Origin of the sequence: Aeromonas sp. R9-2 (assembly GCF_040908025.1) — a bacterium.
Lineage (GTDB): Bacteria > Pseudomonadota > Gammaproteobacteria > Enterobacterales > Aeromonadaceae > Aeromonas > Aeromonas veronii.
The window spans coordinates 12,311-31,562 of the sequence record NZ_JBFOCX010000008.1 but is presented as its reverse complement, the minus strand read 5'-3'; the positions used below and the strand labels follow the sequence as shown (position 1 = coordinate 31,562).

The 19,252-nt window shown below is 57.1% G+C and carries 18 protein-coding genes; 6 read left to right on the top strand and 12 right to left on the bottom strand.

The window, feature by feature from the left end; all coding sequences use genetic code 11:
• Nucleotides 1-55: 55 nt before the first annotated feature.
• Nucleotides 56-1,177, bottom strand: a complete 1,122-nt coding sequence (locus AB5Y71_RS02560) for a branched-chain amino acid ABC transporter substrate-binding protein (RefSeq protein ID WP_005339442.1) — start codon at nt 1,175-1,177, stop codon at nt 56-58.
• Nucleotides 1,178-1,611: 434 nt separating this feature from the next.
• On the opposite strand from AB5Y71_RS02560, the gene AB5Y71_RS02555 reads away from it, so the two are divergent.
• On the top strand, nt 1,612-2,616 hold the full coding sequence (locus tag AB5Y71_RS02555) for a substrate-binding domain-containing protein (RefSeq protein ID WP_005357328.1): 1,005 nt from the start codon (nt 1,612-1,614) through the stop codon (nt 2,614-2,616).
• A gap of 64 nt (nt 2,617-2,680) precedes the next feature.
• Here the strand turns inward: AB5Y71_RS02555 and AB5Y71_RS02550 are convergent, their stop codons facing one another.
• Both AB5Y71_RS02550 and AB5Y71_RS02545 read right to left on the bottom strand, forming a co-directional pair.
• Nucleotides 2,681-4,006: a 6-phospho-alpha-glucosidase gene (locus tag AB5Y71_RS02550; protein ID WP_216959997.1), complete on the bottom strand. Its 1,326-nt coding sequence runs from the start codon at nt 4,004-4,006 to the stop codon at nt 2,681-2,683.
• The gene (locus AB5Y71_RS02545; RefSeq protein WP_368170929.1) at nt 4,003-5,592 is read right to left on the bottom strand and encodes an alpha-glucoside-specific PTS transporter subunit IIBC; all 1,590 of its coding nucleotides are present in this window, start codon (nt 5,590-5,592) and stop codon (nt 4,003-4,005) included. Before AB5Y71_RS02545 ends, AB5Y71_RS02550 begins: the two co-directional genes overlap by 4 nt.
• Nucleotides 5,593-5,874: 282 nt before the next feature.
• On the opposite strand from AB5Y71_RS02545, the gene AB5Y71_RS02540 reads away from it, so the two are divergent.
• Nucleotides 5,875-6,579, top strand: coding sequence for a GntR family transcriptional regulator (locus tag AB5Y71_RS02540; protein WP_005357335.1), 705 nt, complete (start codon nt 5,875-5,877; stop codon nt 6,577-6,579).
• A 219-nt stretch (nt 6,580-6,798) separates the two neighbouring features.
• Nucleotides 6,799-9,063 (top strand): methyl-accepting chemotaxis protein, encoded by a 2,265-nt coding sequence (locus AB5Y71_RS02535; RefSeq protein ID WP_368170918.1) that lies wholly within the window; start codon nt 6,799-6,801, stop codon nt 9,061-9,063.
• Nucleotides 9,064-9,137: 74 nt separating this feature from the next.
• On the opposite strand, the gene AB5Y71_RS02530 is transcribed toward AB5Y71_RS02535, so the two are convergent.
• The 6 genes from AB5Y71_RS02530 to glyQ form a co-directional block, all read right to left on the bottom strand.
• The gene (locus AB5Y71_RS02530; RefSeq protein WP_368170917.1) at nt 9,138-9,632 is read right to left on the bottom strand and encodes a DM13 domain-containing protein; all 495 of its coding nucleotides are present in this window, start codon (nt 9,630-9,632) and stop codon (nt 9,138-9,140) included.
• Nucleotides 9,633-9,745: 113 nt separating this feature from the next.
• On the bottom strand, nt 9,746-10,510 hold the full coding sequence (locus tag AB5Y71_RS02525) for an EAL domain-containing protein (protein WP_368170916.1): 765 nt from the start codon (nt 10,508-10,510) through the stop codon (nt 9,746-9,748).
• A 255-nt stretch (nt 10,511-10,765) separates the two neighbouring features.
• Nucleotides 10,766-11,218 carry a hypothetical protein gene (locus tag AB5Y71_RS02520; RefSeq protein WP_159142803.1) on the bottom strand — a complete coding sequence of 151 codons (453 nt, stop codon included), beginning with the start codon at nt 11,216-11,218 and terminating at the stop codon, nt 10,766-10,768.
• Complete coding sequence (locus AB5Y71_RS02515) at nt 11,215-12,066, bottom strand: hypothetical protein (protein WP_368170915.1); 852 nt, start codon at nt 12,064-12,066, stop codon at nt 11,215-11,217. The genes AB5Y71_RS02520 and AB5Y71_RS02515 overlap by 4 nt, the downstream gene beginning before the upstream one ends.
• Before the next feature lie 174 nt (nt 12,067-12,240).
• Nucleotides 12,241-14,310, bottom strand: a complete 2,070-nt coding sequence (gene glyS, locus AB5Y71_RS02510) for a glycine--tRNA ligase subunit beta (RefSeq protein WP_368170914.1) — start codon at nt 14,308-14,310, stop codon at nt 12,241-12,243.
• A gap of 9 nt (nt 14,311-14,319) precedes the next feature.
• Complete coding sequence (gene glyQ / locus AB5Y71_RS02505) at nt 14,320-15,243, bottom strand: glycine--tRNA ligase subunit alpha (RefSeq protein ID WP_005339464.1); 924 nt, start codon at nt 15,241-15,243, stop codon at nt 14,320-14,322.
• A 222-nt stretch (nt 15,244-15,465) separates the two neighbouring features.
• Here glyQ and AB5Y71_RS02500 point away from each other — a divergent pair, with 222 nt between their 5' ends.
• Both AB5Y71_RS02500 and AB5Y71_RS02495 read left to right on the top strand, forming a co-directional pair.
• Nucleotides 15,466-16,038 (top strand): DNA-3-methyladenine glycosylase I, encoded by a 573-nt coding sequence (locus AB5Y71_RS02500; protein ID WP_005339466.1) that lies wholly within the window; start codon nt 15,466-15,468, stop codon nt 16,036-16,038.
• Nucleotides 16,039-16,167: 129 nt separating this feature from the next.
• On the top strand, nt 16,168-16,824 hold the full coding sequence (locus tag AB5Y71_RS02495) for an OmpA family lipoprotein (protein ID WP_005339468.1): 657 nt from the start codon (nt 16,168-16,170) through the stop codon (nt 16,822-16,824).
• Nucleotides 16,825-16,960: 136 nt separating this feature from the next.
• Here AB5Y71_RS02495 and AB5Y71_RS02490 read toward each other — a convergent pair whose 3' ends face one another.
• On the bottom strand, nt 16,961-17,308 hold the full coding sequence (locus AB5Y71_RS02490; protein WP_019446300.1) for a RidA family protein: 348 nt from the start codon (nt 17,306-17,308) through the stop codon (nt 16,961-16,963).
• A gap of 21 nt (nt 17,309-17,329) precedes the next feature.
• Complete coding sequence (gene tusA, locus AB5Y71_RS02485; protein ID WP_005339470.1) at nt 17,330-17,575, bottom strand: sulfurtransferase TusA; 246 nt, start codon at nt 17,573-17,575, stop codon at nt 17,330-17,332.
• A 169-nt stretch (nt 17,576-17,744) separates the two neighbouring features.
• On the opposite strand from tusA, the gene AB5Y71_RS02480 reads away from it, so the two are divergent.
• Nucleotides 17,745-17,936 carry a hypothetical protein gene (locus tag AB5Y71_RS02480; RefSeq protein WP_005339471.1) on the top strand — a complete coding sequence of 64 codons (192 nt, stop codon included), beginning with the start codon at nt 17,745-17,747 and terminating at the stop codon, nt 17,934-17,936.
• 75 nt (nt 17,937-18,011) lie between these two features.
• Here the strand turns inward: AB5Y71_RS02480 and AB5Y71_RS02475 are convergent, their stop codons facing one another.
• Nucleotides 18,012-19,250 carry an ABC transporter substrate-binding protein gene (locus AB5Y71_RS02475; protein ID WP_368170913.1) on the bottom strand — a complete coding sequence of 413 codons (1,239 nt, stop codon included), beginning with the start codon at nt 19,248-19,250 and terminating at the stop codon, nt 18,012-18,014.
• Nucleotides 19,251-19,252 lie beyond the last annotated feature (2 nt).

Sequence of the window (19,252 nt, the reverse complement as noted above, 5' to 3'; positions counted from 1 at the left end):
GTACTTGCCCGCAAAGAGAGGAGGGGGGTGAGCGTACTCACCCCCGATCGGCAGATTATTTGACTTGGCTGGAAGTACCGTCAGCGTGCCACTGGAACACACCGAATTCGAAGCCTTTCAGGTCACCGTTCGGTGCCCAGGTCAGGGGGCCCATCACGGTATCGATCGGCGCAGCCTTGATGGCGGCGGCAACGGCGGCCGGGTCATCTTCACCCGCCTTGGCGATACCGGCTGCCAGGGTTTGCACCGCGGCATAGGTAGTCCAGACGAACGGGCCGGAGGAGTCCTGACCCTTGGCCTTGAACGCCGCGACCAGCGGGGCGTTGGCAGGCACCAGATCGTATTTGTTCGGCAGGGTCACCAGCAGGCCTTCGGAAGCCGGGCCGCCGATGGCGGAGATATCCTTGTTACCCACCCCTTCCGGGCCCATGAACTTGGCTTTCAGCCCCTTCTCGCCAGCCTGACGCAGGATCAGACCCAGCTCAGGGTGATAGCCGCCGTAGTAGACGAAATCGACGTTCTCTTTCTGCAGCTTGGCGATCAGGGCGGAGAAGTCCTTGTCACCGGCGGTGATCCCTTCAAAGGCCACCACTTTCACGCCAGCCTTGTCGAGCGCAGCTTTGACGCTGGAAGCGATCCCTTCGCCATACTGCTTCTTGTCGTGGATAACGGCCACGCGCTGGGGTTTGACCTGCTCGATGATGTATTTGGCGGCAGTCGGGCCCTGATCGCTATCCAGGCCGATGGTGCGCAGGGTCAGCTGGTAACCGCGCTCGGTGATCTTGGGGTTGGTGGAGGCGGGGGTGACCATCAGGATCCCCTCGTCTTCATAGATGTCGGAGGCGGGCAGGGTGTTGTCGGAGCAGAGGTGACCGACCACGAACTTGACGCCATCGTTCACCACCTTGTTCGCAACGGCCACCGCCTGCTTGGGATCGCAGGCATCGTCATAGACGACCGCTTCGATCTGCTTGCCATTAATGCCGCCAGCCTTGTTGATCTGCTCGACCGCCATCTTGCCGCCGGTGAACTGCATGTCCCCGTACTGGGCGACCGGACCGGTGACCGGGCCTGCGATACCGATCTTGATGGTGTCTGCCGCGTGAGCGATGGAGATCGATCCAAACAGAGCCAAAGAAACCGCTGCGCCAACTGTGATTTTGCTCAACTTATGCATTGATTCGTCCCTTAATCAGTGGATTGTTTCATTTCCGTGTGCCATTCCGGATCTACATCCCGTGCATCCGGCTATAGGTATGGTTCTATCATTCCTCACGGGGCAATAACAAGCTGTTAAAGATACTAACCAGAGGGGGTTAGATGGGTGGATTTTGAAATAAATGACCTGTTATTTTCGGTTAATCAGAGCTTAATTTTGATTTGTTGACTTAGCATCTTGGTAACGAGAGGCGATTCTGACAAACACCAGAGGATTAATCTGGCGATATTTTACTCTGACAACGCTCCCATTTTGACCAGAATCCATTTGCGCAAACAGAAATGAGCGCCTAAATTAGCCGGCATTGACAATTCCGTGGCAGAGCTCGTTAAAACCAAGCCTTTATTCGGGAAATCTGCTAATGTTCCGCCTTTGACAGTCAGGAGACAGAGATGGCCACTATCAAGGATGTCGCCTCGCGCGCAGGCGTATCCATCTCCACCGTCTCACATGTGCTCAACCACACTCGGCGGGTCAGCGAAGACGCGACCCAGAAAGTGATTGAGGCGGTGGCAGAACTCAACTACGCGCCCAACTCGGTAGCGCGCAGTCTTAAAATAAATTCGACCAAGACCATTGGTATGCTGGTGACCACCAGCGTAAACCCCTTCTTCGCAGAAGTGGTGCAAGGGGTTGAAGCGTACTGCTTCGAACAGGGCTACAGCCTGATCCTCTGCAACACCGAAAACCAGCCGCCTCGCCAACAGCATTACCTGAGAATGCTGATGGAAAAACGGGTGGATGGCCTGCTGGTATTGGGTACCGATATCGACACCCCGTTGCGCGACATGCTGCGCATCCACAAGAACGTGCCACAGGTGGTACTGGATTGGGGCACGGAGTGCGATTTCGCCAACGTCATCAACGACAACGCCCGCATCGGCGCCCGCATGGCCGTTCGCCATCTGCTGGAGCTGGGGCACCGCGACATCGTCTGCATCACTGGCCAGCTCTCCAAGCCGACCACCCAGCAGCGACTGGACGGAGTACGTGATGCGCTGGGCGAACAAGGTCTGACCCTCAAAGATGAACAGGTCTTTGAAGGGGATTACGAGAGCCAGAGTGGCTTCGATGCCATGCAGCGCATTCTGGCCCTGCAGCCTCGTCCGACCGCGGTCTTTGCCTTCGACGATCCCATGGCGATCGGCGCGATTTGCGCTGCCTGGGAAGCGGGAGTCAAGGTGCCGGACGATATCTCCATCATCGGCTACGACGATGTGGAGATGGCGCGCTTCTCCAGCCCGCCGCTGACCACCATCCGTCACCCTAAGGCCGAACTGGGCCAGCTGGCGGTGAAGCATCTGGTCAGCCGGATCCGCAACAAGGAGCTGGAAGTGGAGTCGATGACGGTACAGCCCGAGCTGATTGTCCGTCGCTCGGTCAAACCGTTGCGTTAATCCGCACCCGTTGCCAACACGAAAAACCCCCTCTATCACGAGGGGGTTTTTGTTTATGGGCGGTTTATTTCAGTTCCGGCCAGTAGGCTTTGTTGGCCTCTATCAAGTCATCGAGAATGGACTTGGCCACCGATGCACTGGGCACTGTCTTGGAGAGGGTGATGGCTTGCCACAGTTTCTGGTAAGAGTGCTCAACCCAGGCTTCGACCACCAGTTTCTCGACCGCGACCTGCTGGCCCATCATGCCCTGCTGGAATAGCGGGATGCTGCCCACCTGCAGCGGCTCTGGTCCGCTGCTGCCGACCAGGCAGGGGATCTCGACCATGGCTTCCGGGTCAAAGTTGGGGATGGCGCCGCGATTGGGAACGATCAGCAGCATCCGCTCCTGAGTGTTGAAGGCGATGGCGGTTGCCAGGTCAACGATATAGGAGGCGTGTTCATCGATCTCCAGCTCGCCCGCTGCTGAATTGCCTGCCTTGACGATGTCGGTACAGGCGGTGAAGACCTGCTTCTCGCGGTGCTCCATCACCTCGTTGGCGCGGGTGTGTTCCGGGTTGGAGTGGGCCACCACATAGTCCGGGTAGAGGTAGTACTTCAGATAGGTGTTGGGCAGGGTATCCGGGTCGAGCGCCCATACATCCTTTGCCTTGGCGAAGGTATCGTTCCAGCTTGCTTCGGCATGGCTGGCGCTATTGGGCACATAGCCGTGGCGGGCGACGTGCTCCTTGATCTTCGGCATCAGGTCGTTGCCTTCCAGATCTTCGATGCGGGTCCACCAGCCAAAGTGGTTGAGGCCGTAATAGCGCACCCGCATCTCTTTGCGGGATTTGAGACCGGCAATCTGGGCCATGCGCCCCTCGATCCCGATCGGCATGTCGCAGATGTTGAGGATTTTGGCGTTGGGACGCAGGCGACGGGTCGCTTCGGCCACAATGGCGGCCGGGTTGGAGTAGTTGAGCATCCAGGCATTGGGTGAGTACTGCTCCATATAGTCGACCAGCTCCAGCACTCCGCCGATGGAGCGCATGCCATAGGCGATACCGCCCGGGCCGCAGGTCTCCTGACCGACCACACCATGACGCAGCGGGATCTTCTCGTCCAGCTCGCGCATCGGATATTTGCCAACCCGGATATGGGCCATGACGAAATCTACATCGCTAAACGCTGCTTTGGGGTCGGTGCCATAGCTGAAGGCGATCTCGGGAGCCTTCTCTTTCAGCAGGATTTTGCAGGCTTCGGCGATGATCTCCTGACGGGCACTATCGTTGTCGTAGAATTTGATCTCCTTGAGCGGGAAGCGATGTTGATTTTCCAGCAACATCAGAACGATACCAGGAGTAAAAGTGCTGCCACCACCGGCAATGACTACAGAGAATTTTTTCATGATCATGACTCCATTACTAAAGACGATTGTTGATGACTGTTGTTCATAATCGATTCCATATTTTCACGTACCTGAGGTACATGCAGACCGATAATTACCTGGATACTATCGCCATGGCGGACGACCCCATGGGCACCCAATTTAATAAACTCCTCATCTGCTGCTGCCAGCTTGCTGTTAACCAACGATATTCTTAAGCGGGTGGCACAATTATTCAGACTGCGTATATTTTTGACTCCACCAAGCGCTTCGATGATTTGTGTTGCACTATCACTTCCACGCTGGTTTTTGGCTGCCTGATAATCTGACTTGGAATAAAGCTTTATTTCACTGTCTTCCCGGCCAGGTGTTTTAAGATTGAGTCTGATAATCAGCGCGCGGAATATCAGGAACCAGATGCCGGTAAAGACCAATCCGATGGCGATCTGGGTGAACATCATTCCCGCATGGTTGTGGAACATGGGTATCCAGTTCTGCGGCAGGAACTGGTCGAGTAGACCTCCACCCATGTTGCCGACCACACCAAACAGGTACATCACAGTCGACATGGTGGCTGCCAGCAGAGCGTGGATGGCAAACAGCAGCGGCGAGATGAAGAGGAAGGTGAACTCCAGCGGCTCGGTGATGCCGACCAGAATGGCGGTCAGGGTGGCCGGGATCAGCAGGCCTGCCACCTTGGCCTTGTTCTCTTTGGCTGCCGTGGCATAGATGGCCAGAGCAATCCCCATGGCACCGAAAATCTTCGAGTTGCCGTGCAGGGCAAAGCCACCCTGAGGGAACTGTTCAATCAGCGGGCGAGTGCTCTGGCTGAACTCCAGCATGTGCTGTGCCCAATAGAGCTGAATGCCCCCCTCTACTGCCGCTGGACCGAAGATGAAGGGGCCGTAGATAAAGTGATGCAGGCCGGTCGGGATCAAAATCCGCTCGAGGAAGGTGTATACCCACACCCCGACCGGACCCGAGACCAGCATGAAATTCTGCAGGGAGGCGATGCCCATCTGTACTTTTGGCCAGCCAAGCAGGGTCAGCCAGGCGCAGGGGATCATCACGAAGAAGGCGACAATGGTGACAAAGGAGCTGCCCTGAAAGATGCCGAGAAAGACCGGCAGTTGGCGATCAAACAGGCGGTTGTGCAGTGCCGTCACGATGCCGGAGATGACGATGGCCCCTATGATGCTGGTATCCAGGGTCTTGATCCCCGCCACCATGGCGAGGCCACTTTCCCCCCCCACATTCTGACTGAAGTCGACCCCGAAATAACTGCTCCAGGTCATGCCCATAGCGTTGATAAAATAGTTCCAGGTCATGAAACTGACCAATACAGCCAGACAAGCTCTGGCTTGTGCCTTATTTGCCAGACCGATTGGCAGGCCAATCGCAAATATGAGCGGCATATTTCTGAATACTGTCCAGCCACCCTCTTCAATAATATGGATGATCTGGAAGAATAATCCTTGTGGGTTTGCCAGTGATTCACCGACAAACATCGGGTTTTTCAGCATAATTGCAATGCCTACTACCATACCTGCAAAAGGAAAAAGCAGTACAGGAGTGAACATTGCTCCGCCAAAACGTTGAATTTGACTGAGCATATATTGTCCCTTGGTTGAAATAGCTAATCGAATCCTTGCCGGTGTTGCCAGATGCAAATTAGCAACGATAAAAAGAGACCTCATGAAATATCTTGGAATAATGTGATCTGACGCATACAGTTATTTAGACAAAGATGTCTAACTTTTGCGATATTGTTGTACCTCTTGGTTTCGTGATGTTCTTGCAGCTTTAGTTGAAAGTTAAGTTATTGTTTTTAAGCAATTTAGCCACTTTATTGAGAATAAGATGGTTGGCGTTGTGACCACAGGAGATGTCTAGCAGTGATCTATAAATCGGTGGCTGATCGACTCAGGATCAGGGTAAACGGTGCCGAGTGCCGGGTGGGAGATGTGTTGCCGGGCGAAAAAGCGCTGGCAGAACAGTATGGTGTCTCCCGCATGACCATTCGCAAAGCGGTAGACATGTTGATCGAGTGGGGATTGGTCGAGCGGCGCCACGGCAGCGGCACCTATGTGACGAAAAAGGATGTCCAGCATGAGACCAAAGGGCTGAGCGGGTTTACCGAACTGATGCGCGAGCAGGGGCGCACGTTGACCAGTCAGGTGTTGGAATTTCGCACCATGCCTGCGCCACCGGCCATCGCCAGTCAGCTGAGGGTGAAGGTGAATGAACCCGTCTATTACTCCAGCCGGATCCGCTCGGTGGATGGTCGGGCTCTGCTGCTGGAAGAGAGCTATATGCCGGTCAGACTGTTTCGCAATCTGTCGGTCGCCCATCTGGAAGGGTCCAAATTCGACTACATCGAACGGGAGTGCGGCATCGCGATTGCGGGCAACTATGAGTGCTTCAGTGCCGTGCTGGCGGATCGGGTTACTGCCGAGCTGCTCCATATCGAGCAGGGGGCCCCTATCCTGCGGCTCACCTCGCTCTCATACAGCGAGAGCGGAGAGTTTCTCAACTACTCCATCATGTTCCGCAATGGTAACGACTACCATGTCGACTACCATCTGCACCGTTTTCGTTAATCCGCTCGCCAGCCTGCGGGTTGGTTATTGGCTGGATGCAGGGTCTCTCACGAAGCAGGGAATGGCCCTCTATCTGGTGGATATTCCCCCCGTTTGAGCTGCCTCGCATTTTGCCTGTTAATCGTTTGATCAATATCAACAAAGGGTTAAGTTCTGATGGACTCCCGACTTAACCGTTCCATCCTGTAGGTTGGGTATGACTGTCAAGGATGGTGTCTTATGTTCCCCCCTCGCAAGCTGGGTCACCAGATCACGCTGCTGGCAATCGGCGGCATCGTATTGCTCGCCGTGGTGCTGCTTACCTTTAATCTGTTTGAAAATCGCCAGCGGGCGCTCGCGGCCGAGCAGGCTGCACTGCGGAGCCAGCTCCAGAATGTGGAAGCGGTGATCAAAAACACCAGCCATGAAACCGTGCTGGCAGCAACCCTGATCGCCCAGCGGCCGGATGCAGCCAGGGCTGTGGCCGACAAGGATTGGCAGACCCTCGCCAATCTGTTTGAGCCGCTCTGGCCCGCCCTCAAGGCGCAGGGGATCCAGCAGTTTCACTTTCACATTCCCCCGGCTATTTCCCTTTATCGGGTACACAAGCCCGCAAATCATGGCGACGACCTCTCTACTACACGGTTGGCTGTGGTCGAGGTGAACCGCAATCATCAACCGGTCGGCGGGTTGGAGACCGGTCAGGGTGGCACCGGGATCCGCGGCGTAGTGCCGGTCACTTTCAATGGCCAGTCGGTCGGCTCGGTGGAGTTTGGCCGCGCCCTCGACACCTCGCTGTTTGCCGATCTGCTGGGCAAGGACAGTCGCCTAGCCATCTATCTGTTTGAACAGGGTAAACCCGTTATGCTGACTGGTACCTCCATGCTTGGTGAGTCGGTGGACTGGTATCAGGAGGTATTGGCGGGAGAGAGCCACTTCACCACCATCAAGCAGCAGGGGAGCGATTTTCTGGTGATGGCGGCGCCGCTGCGCGACTTCTCCGGCAAGGCGGTCGGCATCATTGAGCTGGCGCGGGATCACAGCGTGGTTGCCGCTGCACTGGCGCGCCAGAGCTGGCAGATGGTGATGATCGCCCTGTTTGGCACCGTCCTGATTGCGCTGGCGTTGGTGTGGTTGCTGGGCCGTCTCAACCGTCCGCTGCAGGAGAGCGTCAGGGCGCTGGAGGCGCTGGCCAATGGCTCCGGCGATCTCGGCAGCAAGCTGCCGGTTGCCGGGCCGGAGGAGACCCGCCGCCTCGGCGCGGCGTTCAATGCTTTTGTCGGCAAGATCCGCGACACCATCAGCCAGCTCACCGCCACTCTGGGCGAACTGGCTGGCGAGAGTGAGCGGTTGTCGCGCAGTGCGGCGGGCAACCTTGGCAACATGACGCGCCAGCAGGAGCAAACCACCCAGCTCGCCACCGCCATGACCGAGATGACCAGCACGGTACACGAGGTGGCCAACAACACGGCGCAGGCGGCCGAAGCGGCCAACGAAGCGGACAATCAGGCGGTCACCGGCGATGAGGTGGTGCAGCAGAGCGTCAACATGATCGAACAGCTGGCGGAGGAGATCGCCAGCGCGGGCAACACAGTGAAAGAGGTGGCCAAGGCCAGCGAGCAGATTGGCTCGGTGCTGGCGGTGATCCAGTCCATCGCCGAGCAAACCAACCTGCTGGCCCTCAACGCTGCCATCGAGGCGGCCCGGGCCGGTGAACAGGGGCGTGGTTTTGCGGTGGTGGCCGACGAGGTGCGTTCGTTGGCCGGGCGCACCCAGCACTCCACCGCAGAGATCCGCGGCACTATCGAGCAGTTGCAACGGGCGGTGAGCACCACGGTAACCATGATCGAACACAGCGTCTCGCGGGCGGGGGAGTCGGTGGAGCGGGCCAATCAGGCGGGGGAAGCCCTCGGCCGGATCAAGGGGGCGGTCAACAGCATTCGCGACATGAACACCCAGATCGCCGCCGCCTCGGAGGAGCAATCTTCGGTGAGCGACGAGATCACCCGCAATATCGTCAGCGTCCACGAGATCTCCCAGGCCACCACGCTGGTGGCGCGGGATACCGCTCATATCGCCAGCCATGTGGCGACCCTGGTGGACAAGCTGGGGGATCTGGCCGGGCAGTTCCAGGATGGTTCCAACGTGCGGATGGTGCTGAGTCGCGCCCGCGCCGCTCACATGGGCTGGAAGACTCGGGTGCGCGCCTATCTGGATGGGCAGGAGGGGCTGTCGCGCAGCGAGGCGGTCAGTGACAAGGAGTGCCGCCTTGGCCACTGGTACTTCAGCGAAGGGCAGACATGCTGCGGCGATCAACCCGCCTTCAGGGCGATGGCCGCCCCGCATGCCAGGCTGCATCAGGTGATCCAGCAGATTATCGAGCTGAAAAATCAGCACAAGCATGAAGAGGCGGAGGCGCTCTACCGCGAGATCGAGCAGAACTCAGAGCAGGTAGTGGGCTGCATCGATCAGCTGCTGCAGGAGATGACCAAGCCGGAGCGTTAATGACGAGCGGATCGGATAGCCAAAGGGCTGACAGCGATGTCAGCCCTTTTTCATGGTGCGGGTCTGGGGCGAGGTTACTGTTCCGGACGCAGATCCTGATAACGGGCGGCGGTGATGAACTGGCCGAAGGTTTCACACCAGACGATCACGCTGCTGAAGCGGGCCGGATCGATCGTGGCGGGCAGCGGCACGATAAAGTTGTCGAAGGTCTTCACCGGCCCGACTCGCACCATCTGATCCTTGAGGCGGGCAAAATCGGCTTCGGTCTCGACAAACTCGGGGGAGAGGTAGAGCTGGTAGTCCGGCCCGGGGGCCAGCTTGCCCATCAGGCTGACGGCATCCGGCCCTATGCTCACCTTGCCTTCCCCCCAGTGCAGCCGATCGCTGTCTTGCAGATCCCGGCAAAAGGTGCCGTGGAATCTCGCTTGCTGCTGGCTGGCCGCTACCTGCTCGGTATCAGGTGCGGGTGGCGCGATCAGGATCGGCAGGGTGTAGACACCGGCGGCAAAGCCTGCCGCCGCGACCAGCAGATGGGTGCCCAGCAGCAGGGCCATGGTTTTGCGCTTCATGATATCTCGGTCGTTGATGAACAGGTGCCAGCATCATAGCAGTGGCGCAGGCTAAACCGCTTGTCATCCAGCGCAATGGAGCCGGATGTTTGCACAGCCGCGGTTGATATGGCTTACAGGCTGGCGAAATCCACTTCGGGCAGGCTTTCAAAGCCGGGGCGGGCAAACAGATAGCCCTGCATCAGGTTGATGCCCATCTCCCGCAGGCAGGCCATCTCTTCGCGGGTCTCGATCCCCTCTGCCAGCGGGGTGATCTGCAACTCGGCAAACAGCGCCAGACAGTGGCGCACTATGGCTTGCCGGGTCGGGTCATGGTCGATGCCGCGCAGCAGGTGCATATCGAGCTTGACGATATTGGGGTGAAAATCGGCCAGCAGGTTGAGGCCTGAGTAACCGGCGCCAAAGTCATCGATCGCCGTCTTGAAGCCGAGCGCCTGATAGTGATCGACGATGCCGCGAAGATGCTGGCTATCCTGCACCTGCTCCACCTCGGTCAGCTCGAACATGATCTGCTCGATGGGGAAGAGGTGCTCGCGGGCCGCCTGCAGGGTGGTGCGAATGCAGCGCTCCGGGCGATAGACCGCATTGGGCAGAAAGTTGATGCTCAGCATCCCCTTCATACCGAGCTGTGCCGCCAGCGCGATGGCCTTGATCCGGCACAGCTGGTCGAAGCGGTAGCGATTGCCATCGTTGACCCTGGCAATCACGCTCTGCGCCGGCTCGTTGTTGAGCCCTCGCACCAGCGCCTCGTAGCCGAAGATGGTGCGCTTGCTGCAATCGACGATGGGCTGAAAGGCCATGGTGAAGTCGAAGTCGAGATCGGCTTTCTCCTGACACAGCTGGCAGATGGCGGGGGATGGGGCGGCAGGTATATCCATGACTTTCCTCTTGGGCGTGGCGGCGCTGGGCACTGTCTCAAATGATAACAGCTCATTACCCCCCTGTAGGTTCGATTAGCGCAGCGTAATCGAACGATCGAGAGGCTTTGATTACGGTTGTTGCCGTGAAACAGGATCGGCCAGCTGGAGGGGGAAGTGCGGCTGGCCGTTATGGCGAGAGAATCCATTTACGCGAACGTCCGATTACGCCTGACGGCTAATCGAACCTACGGGCTGGCTGTATAAGGTAAAATATCAATTATCATCACTGTAATTAATAATAACAAGAATGCCTTTTGCAGTGTCATACAAAATAGATAAAGAATATATGAAACAAGCAGTAATAGACGAGTTCAATAACAACTCTGAGTTTTCAATATTAAGTACGATGGGAGAGTTTTTTAAAATTAGCAACGCAATTGCAAGGACGATTATAACAATTTGCTCTTTGATAGAAATGAGCATTTGATTTTTTGTTTTTGAAAAACAACTAATGCCAACACCATTGTTTTTTTCCACTATGTCCATGACTTTAGTCAGCACTATTCCCATGGTGGCAGCATTGATCGCTAATAGTGCAATTAAAATTGTGACGAGGTTAGCCTCAAGAAATTTATGTAAAAAGGAAGAGTTAAGCCATACGTTAATAACCTCAGTAATAAATCCTATTCCGAGGGAGAAAAAAGTAGTCTTTACGACAGTGGTCATTTTAGTAGCTCTTTCATCGCATTAACGATCATGTTAGCCTCCCCTGTCATTTCTATGTCACTCAAAACTATTTCTTTTACAGTTCTGGATGTTTGAATGCTTTTCTTTATTCCACCAACCTTCAATGTTATATTTCCACCGCCATCTCCAGTATAGTTTACCATACTTTCTAAAGTCGGATTATCTTTATCTAATCGAAGTGTGGAGTCTGGTTCAGACTCAATTCTTAGATTGTTTCTAGTTGAGTTTGTCGTTTTTGCAAAGGACTTTAAATCTTCAGATAAGCATCCGGATATATTAGCCATGTTAGGCGTAATAAATTCAAAGTCAACTGACTTTATTTTACCTTGATGAAGTTTTAAAAGATCCCAGAAATACTGTTTTTCAAATAGGGGCTCGTAGATAACCCTCAGGTTAGAATGTGTTAATTGGGGGGCGAGTTTTTCTAAAATCAATTCAACAACTTTACGGCAGTTGTGAAATGCGGTTGTTCTTTTTTGGACGGCTATCAACTGTTTTTCTGGGTGATTCCATAATGCGACGAGAATTGATGGCCAGTTATCAATCCTCTCGTTTTTGAATTCTTTTGTCTCTCTATTTATTATTTTGTTGTGCGCTATTTTGAATAGGAAAAACTCCCCGTCATCGAACTGTTTTTTTACGACGGTATAATGTTTTTTATTAGAAAAGTCATTTTGTGATAATAATGATTCTTTAAATATAGTATTTTTGTTAGTGAGCAAATCTTCAATAGAACTGAAGTCAGTAAACATGTCACGTTGGAAAAATCTGTCGACAGGTAATATTTGGTATCTGAAAAGCTCAAAACTGTTGCTCTTGTTCGCCATTCTTATCTCTACATGGTAAGTCTCATTAGAGAATCAATATAAAGGAAATGGCAAGACACTTACAGTATTGTCAGATTTAGTTTCTGTGGATGTGAAGTCGATCTACCTAAAATCATTTATAAAAAAACGGCGCCTCAATGGCGCCGTTTTTAATATCAATCAACCCAACCAAAATCACTGCAGCAGCGAGATATCCGCGACTTGCAGGAACAGGTTGCGCAGGTTGTTCAGCAGAGCCAGACGGTTGGCCTTGAGGGCTTCGTCGTCGGCCATCACCATTACCTCGTTGAAGAAGGTGTCGACCGGCTCGCGCAGGGCGGCCAGACGGGTGAGGGCAGCCTGATAGTCACCGGCGGCGAACAGCGGGGCCAGTTCGGCTTGCAGTTCGGCAACCTGGGTAGCCAGCGCCTTCTCGGCGGCATCGACCAGCAGTTCCGGTTTGACGGCGGTCGGCAGTTCGCCTTCGACCTTGGCCAGAATGTTGCTCACGCGCTTGTTGGCGGCAGCCAGTGCCAGTGCGGCATCCAGGGTGCGGAAGTGGCTGACGGCCTTGACGCGGCGATCGAAGTCGAGCGGACGGGTCGGGCGGCGAGCCAGTACGGCCAGCACCACGTCGGCACCGATGCCTTCGTCCTGATAGGCGGCGCGGAAGCGGCCCAGCATAAAGTCGACCACGTCGGTAACGACGGTTTTGTTGGTCAGCTTGTCACCGTAGACGCGTACCGCTTCTTCAACCAGTTCAACCAGATCCAGATCCAGCTGCTTCTCGGTCATGATGCGCAGGGCACCGATGGCGGCGCGACGCAGGGCGAACGGGTCCTTGTCACCCTTCGGCAGCATGCCGATGCCGAAGATACCGGCCAGGGTGTCGAACTTGTCGGCCAGCGCGACGGCGCAGGCAACCAGACCGGACGGCAGGGCATCACCGGCAAAGCGCGGCATGTACTGCTCGTTGAGGGCCACGGCGACCGCTTCGTCTTCGCCATCGTGACGGGCGTAGTGCATTCCCATGACACCCTGGGTGTCGGTGAACTCGCCGACCATGTTGGTCATCAGGTCACACTTGGAGAGCAGACCGGCACGCTTGGCCTGAGCCACATCGGCGCCGATACGCTCGGCGATAAAGCCGGCAACGGTCTCGATACGCTCGACCTTGGCCTTGACGGTGCCCAGCTGTTGCTGGAACAGCACGGTTTCAAGGCGCGGCAGGCGGGAGGCCAGAGTCTGCTTGAGGTCGGTCTTGAAGAAGAACTCGGCGTCAGAGAGACGGGGGCGAACCACCTTCTCGTTGCCGCTGATGATCTGGCTCGGGTCTTTGGACTCGATGTTGGTGACGAAGATGAACTTCGGCAGCAGCTTGCCGTTCTTGTCGTAGACCGGGAAGTACTTCTGGTCACCTTTCATGGTGTGAACCAGCGCTTCAGCCGGCACGGCCAGGAACTTCTCTTCGAAGTTGGCGGTCAGCACCACCGGCCACTCGACCAGTGCGGTCACTTCTTCCAGCAGGGCATCGTCCAGATCGGCCACGCCACCGAAGGCGGCAGCGGCCGCTTCGACGTCAGCCTTGATCTTGGCCTTGCGCGCCATGAAGTCGGCAATCACCATGCCGCGCTCCTGCAGGATCTGCGGGTACTGGCTGGCGTTGTCGATAGTGAACTCGCTCTCGCCCATAAAGCGGTGACCGCGAAGGGTGCGGGCAGAGTCGATACCCAGAATGTGGGCAGGAACCAGCTCGCCATCCAGCAGCAGGGTCACGGTGAAGACCGGACGCACGAACTGGATGGTCTTGTCGCCCCAGCGCATCATTTTCGGGATCGGCAGTTTGGCCAGTGCGGAGGCAACCAGTTCGCCCAGCAATTCTTTGGCCGGACGGCCTTCGACCTTGGCGGTGTGAACTAGCCACTCGCCCTTGTCGGTGACCAGACGCTCGGCCTGCTCAACGGTGATGCCGTTGCCACGGGCCCAGCCTTCGGCAGCCTTGGTCGGCTTGCCTTCGGCATCGAACGCCTGCGCCACGGCCGGGCCGCGCTTCTCGACGCTCTTGCTCGGCTGTTCGCCAGCCAGCCCGCTTACCTTCAGCGCCAGACGGCGCGGTGAGGCAAACCACTCGACGTCGCCGAAGGCCAGATCGGCCTTGGTCAGTTCGGCTTTGAAGTTGTCGGCAAAGGCTTCGGCCAGGGAGCGCAGGGCTTTGGGCGGCAGCTCAGCAGTACCGATCTCTACCAGAAATGTATGTTGTGCCATGTCCGTTCCTTAACCTTGCTTGTTCTCACTGCGCTGACACATCGGGAAGCCCAGCGCTTCGCGGGAGGCGTAGTATGCCTCTGCCACGGCCTTGGTCAGGGTGCGAATGCGCAGGATGTAGCGCTGACGCTCGGTGACCGAGATGGCCTTGCGGGCATCCAGCAGGTTGAAGGAGTGAGCAGCTTTGAGGATGCGCTCGTAGGCAGGCAGCGGCAGCGGTTTTTCCAGTGCCAGCAGGTTCTGGGCTTCCTTCTCGTACTGCTCGAAGCAGTGGAACAGGAACTCCACATCGGCGTGTTCGAAGTTGTAGGTGGATTGCTCCACTTCGTTCTGGTGGAACACGTCGCCATAGGTGGTCTTGCCCAGCGGGCCGTCAGACCAGACCAGATCGTAGACGCTGTCCACGCCCTGAATGTACATGGCCAGACGCTCGAGACCGTAGGTGATCTCGCCGGTGACCGGCTTGCACTCGAGGCCGCCAACCTGCTGGAAGTAGGTGAACTGGGTCACTTCCATGCCGTTCAGCCACACTTCCCAACCCAGACCCCAGGCACCCAGAGTCGGGTTTTCCCAGTTGTCTTCCACGAAGCGGATGTCGTGGATCTCGGGATCCATGCCCAGCTCTTTCAGGGAGCCCAGATAGAGTTCCTGAATGTTGTCGGGGGAAGGCTTGATGATCACCTGGAACTGGTAGTAGTGCTGCAGGCGGTTCGGGTTTTCACCGTAGCGGCCGTCAGTCGGACGGCGGGACGGTTGCACGTAAGCGCAGGCGATGGGCTCCGGGCCCAGGGCACGCAGACAGGTCATGGGGTGGGAAGTACCGGCACCCACTTCCATATCCAGCGGCTGAATGATGGTACAGCCCTGGCGGGACCAATAGTCCTGCAGCTGCAGGATCAGGCCCTGAAAGGTTTTGACATCGAATTTTTGCATAATTTTTTTCGCGCGAAGTGAAAATCAGAGCAAGATTTGCTGAATGTGAACCGAGGGAGTATACCGTCTGGCATGGTCGGATAATAGGCGAAATTGCAGCGGATTCGCGGGATGGTGCTGCGCCCTGGCTGGTCGGGCGGGATGTCCGGTATATGATGTGAGCAGTGCCGCCTGCAGAGTGGGCAGGGTCGGGCAAACCGCTGAAATAACGAGGGAGAGGAAATGGAACTGCGCTGCGCCTGGGTGACCAAAGACCCGGAATACATTGAATACCATGACAAACAGTGGGGCAGGCCGGTCTATGACGCCCGCGAGCTGTTTGCCAAGCTCTGCCTCGACGGCCAGCAGGCTGGGCTGTCGTGGATCACCATCCTCAAGCGCACCGAAAGCTATTACCGCGCCTATGCCGACTTTGATCCGGTGCAGATTGCCCGGTTCGACGAGCAGGATGTGGAGCGATTGATGCAGGACAGCGGCATTATCCGCAACCGGCTCAAGGTGCAGTCGATCATCAGAAATGCCCGCGCTTATCTGGCGTTGCAGGAGCAGGGGATCGACTTCGCCGACTACCTGTGGGGCTTTGTTGGCGGCGCCCCCATCGTCAACCAGCGGCAGGGCAACGGCGATATTCCGGCGACCTCACCGGAGTCGGATGCCATGTCGAAAGCGCTCAAGAAGCTCGGCTTCAACTTCGTCGGCAGCACCATCTGTTACGCCTTTATGCAGGCGGTGGGAATGGTGAACGATCATCTGGTCAGCTGTCCTTGCCATGCCGAGTGTCAGTTACCGCGCTGACAGCCCGCCGATTGGCCAAAAAAACACCACTCTCGCCATCTGTTCAGGCTTGCGTCAGACAATGGCGTGCCAGCGCGTTACAATCCGGCCCCCGGCATGGTGCCGGATTGTTTTCACAGAGGTTTTTTCATGCGAGCCAAGATCCTGGTGCCAGCTCTGGCACTGACCGTTGCCCTGAGCGGCTGTACCACCAACCCCTACACAGGTGAATCCCAGACCTCCAAAGGTGCCTGGGGCGCGCTGGCTGGCGCCGCTGCCGGTGCGGCCGTAGGTGCGCTCTCCTCCAGCAAGGGTGACCGCAAGAAGGGCATCCTGACCGGCGTTGCTGCCGGCGCGGCCCTGGGTGGCGGTATCGGCTACTACATGGACGTGCAGGAAGCCAAGCTGCGCGAGAAACTGCAGGGCACCGGCGTCAGCGTGACCCGCAATGGCAATGAGCTGATCCTCAACATGCCGAACAACGTGACCTTCGACAGCTCCAGCTCCCAGCTGAAAGCGGCCGGTGCCAACACCCTCTCCGGTGTGGCCATGGTGGTTGCCGAGTTCGACAAGACCCGCCTGAACGTGGTCGGTCACACCGACAGCACTGGTTCCCGCGATCTGAACATGAAGCTCTCCCGCGATCGTGCCGATGCCGTTGCCGCCCAGCTGATTGGTCAGGGCGTAGCAGGCAGCCGCATCTCCACCACCGGCGTGGGCCCGGATCAGCCGGTTGCTACCAACAGCACCGCCGCTGGCAAAGCCCAGAACCGCCGCGTGACCATTACCCTGACCCCGACCGCCTAAGTCGTTCAGGTCTCGATAACGAAAAGGCCCCGCCAGTAATGGCGGGGCCTTTCTATTGGCGCGTGGCGAGCAATGACGCCTTGCTCCCTTCTCCCCTCGTGGGAGAAGGGGCGGGGATGAGGGGGATAAGCGCCTCTTAGACAGCGGCAGTCAGCTGCACTTCCACCTTGTAGCCTTCATGGGCTAAGCGGGCTTGTACGCAGGCGCGAACCGGCGCGGTGCCAGCCGGGATCCAGGCATCCCACTGCTCGTTGAAGGCAGCGATGTCCTGAATGTCTTTCAGATAGATATTGGCCATCAGGATCTTGTCGACGCCGGAGCCGTTGGCTTCCAGCAGGCGTTGCAGGCTCTCAAGCACTTCGCGGGTCTGCTGGTGGATGTCGGCCTCTTCGCTGACGGGCACTTCCACCACGTAGAGGGTGCCATTGTGGATGACGACGTCAGACCAACGCTGGGTGGTGCCGATTCGGGTAATGGTTGTCATGGAGTGCTCCGGTACGGGGGCTTATTGACCCTTGCGGATCAGATAGCGGTAGGGGGCCTGCTCTGTCTCGCTGGCGACCAGGGTGTGATCCATAAAGCGGCAGAAACTGGGGATGTCGCGGGTGGTTGAAGGATCGTCGGCACTGACCAGCAGGGTCTCGCCATCCGCCATCAGCCGCACTTTCTTGCGAACCATCATAACGGGTTCCGGGCAACGAAGCCCGATTGCGTCCAACTCGTGAGTTGCGCCGCAGAATAAATCACTCATCTATTATCAACCTTCAACCTATTCGGCTGCCAATGATACTCAGGGCTAAAAAATAATCAAACAAACGACCCATTCACCAGCATATGTAACCGAAATGTTATTCAACCCTATCCAGCTTGCGCCGGACGAGTAATATAAAAATTGAACCATATTCAACAAGGAGGTGAATATGCAGGTCTCCTACGGCAGATTACAAGCCTATGCAGGCATGGGGTTCTTGTCCTTCGCCATGATAGTGATGGGCAGCCCGATCGGGAATACCGGTACCTGGTTCGGCTCCATGGTGATGGTCGGGTTGGGGCTCTGGATCGAGCTCAGCGATTACTATGACGAGGATGAGGACGAGAACGATCAATCCTGAATCGGATGACGATTCAACAACAAAGGCGGAGCAATTCCGCCTTTGTCATTTCTGCCGTTTGGCAATGTGCCCGGATCAGCGGGTCGAGCGCATCGCCCGCTCCAGATGCAGCGCCGTCTGCTCCGGGTTGGCCTTGGGGTCGTTGAAGAAGTTGCTCAGCACATCGAGGATCGCCTGCCGCATATTGGTCGGCGTCGCCATCCCTTCCGCCATGCTGGGCAGCAGGTTGTCCTGCTTTTCCGCCAGCAGGAAATCCTGATAGGAGCGGACGGCGCAGCGGTCGAACTTGCTCATGTCGGGGTTGGTCAGCGCCGGAATAGACCCCTTCACCCGATTGAACTCTTCCTGGAATTTCGGCGTCATCAGTAGCTGGGCCAGATCCCCCTGCGCCTGCAGCTGGGCCGGATCCCGCTGTTTGAACATGGCGATAGAGTCGAGGTTGTAGCTGAACAGTCCGGCGCTGCCCGGGCTTGGCAGACAGGCGATATCCTCACCCGGCCGGTAGTTGCCGGCACTCAGTTCACCCTTCACCCAGTCCCCCATCAGCTGCATGGCGGCGCCACCGCTCTCCAGCAGATTGGTGGCCTGATGCCACTTCAGACCGGCGTATTTTTGCGGCACGTAGGCGCGCAGCTGCTGGAAGCGGGTCAGCACCCGCACCATGTCGGGGCCGGTCAGGGTGGCGCTGTCCTGCTCGAGGAACGCCTTGCGATAGAATTCTTTTCCGCCCTCACCGAGTGCCACCGTTTCAAACAGTACCGCCAGTTGCCAGGGCTCGTTGCCTATGGCGAGCGGGGTGATGCCCCGTTTTTTAAGCTGGTCGGCGACGGTGACAAACTGGGCCCAGTCGGTGGGCGGAGTCAGCTTGTTGCGCTCGAAGATCTTACGGTTGAGCCACAGCCAGTTGACCCGATGGATGCCGGTGGGCACCGCCATCAGGGCGCCATTCTGGCTGAGGGTGGCGCGCACCATGGGCGGCATCTGACTGTACCAGCCGAGGTGTTCGGCCATGGGGGTGAGATCGCGCAAAAAGCCCAGCCCGGCCCACTCCTTGAGCTCATAGCCCTTGAGGTGGGCCGCTTCTGGCGGGTTGGCCGCCAGTGCCCGGCTCTTCAATACCGTCATGGCGCTCTTGCCGCCGCCGCCCTGCACTGCAAAGTCGTTCCACTGGTTGCCCTGTTTGGTCCACTCGGATTTGAGCACTTCGACCGCTTTCGCTTCGCCGCCAGAGGTCCACCAGTGCAGCACTTCCACCTGGGAGGCTGCAACGGGAGCAGAGAGCAGGGCGATGACAGAAAAAGACAACCACTTCATAA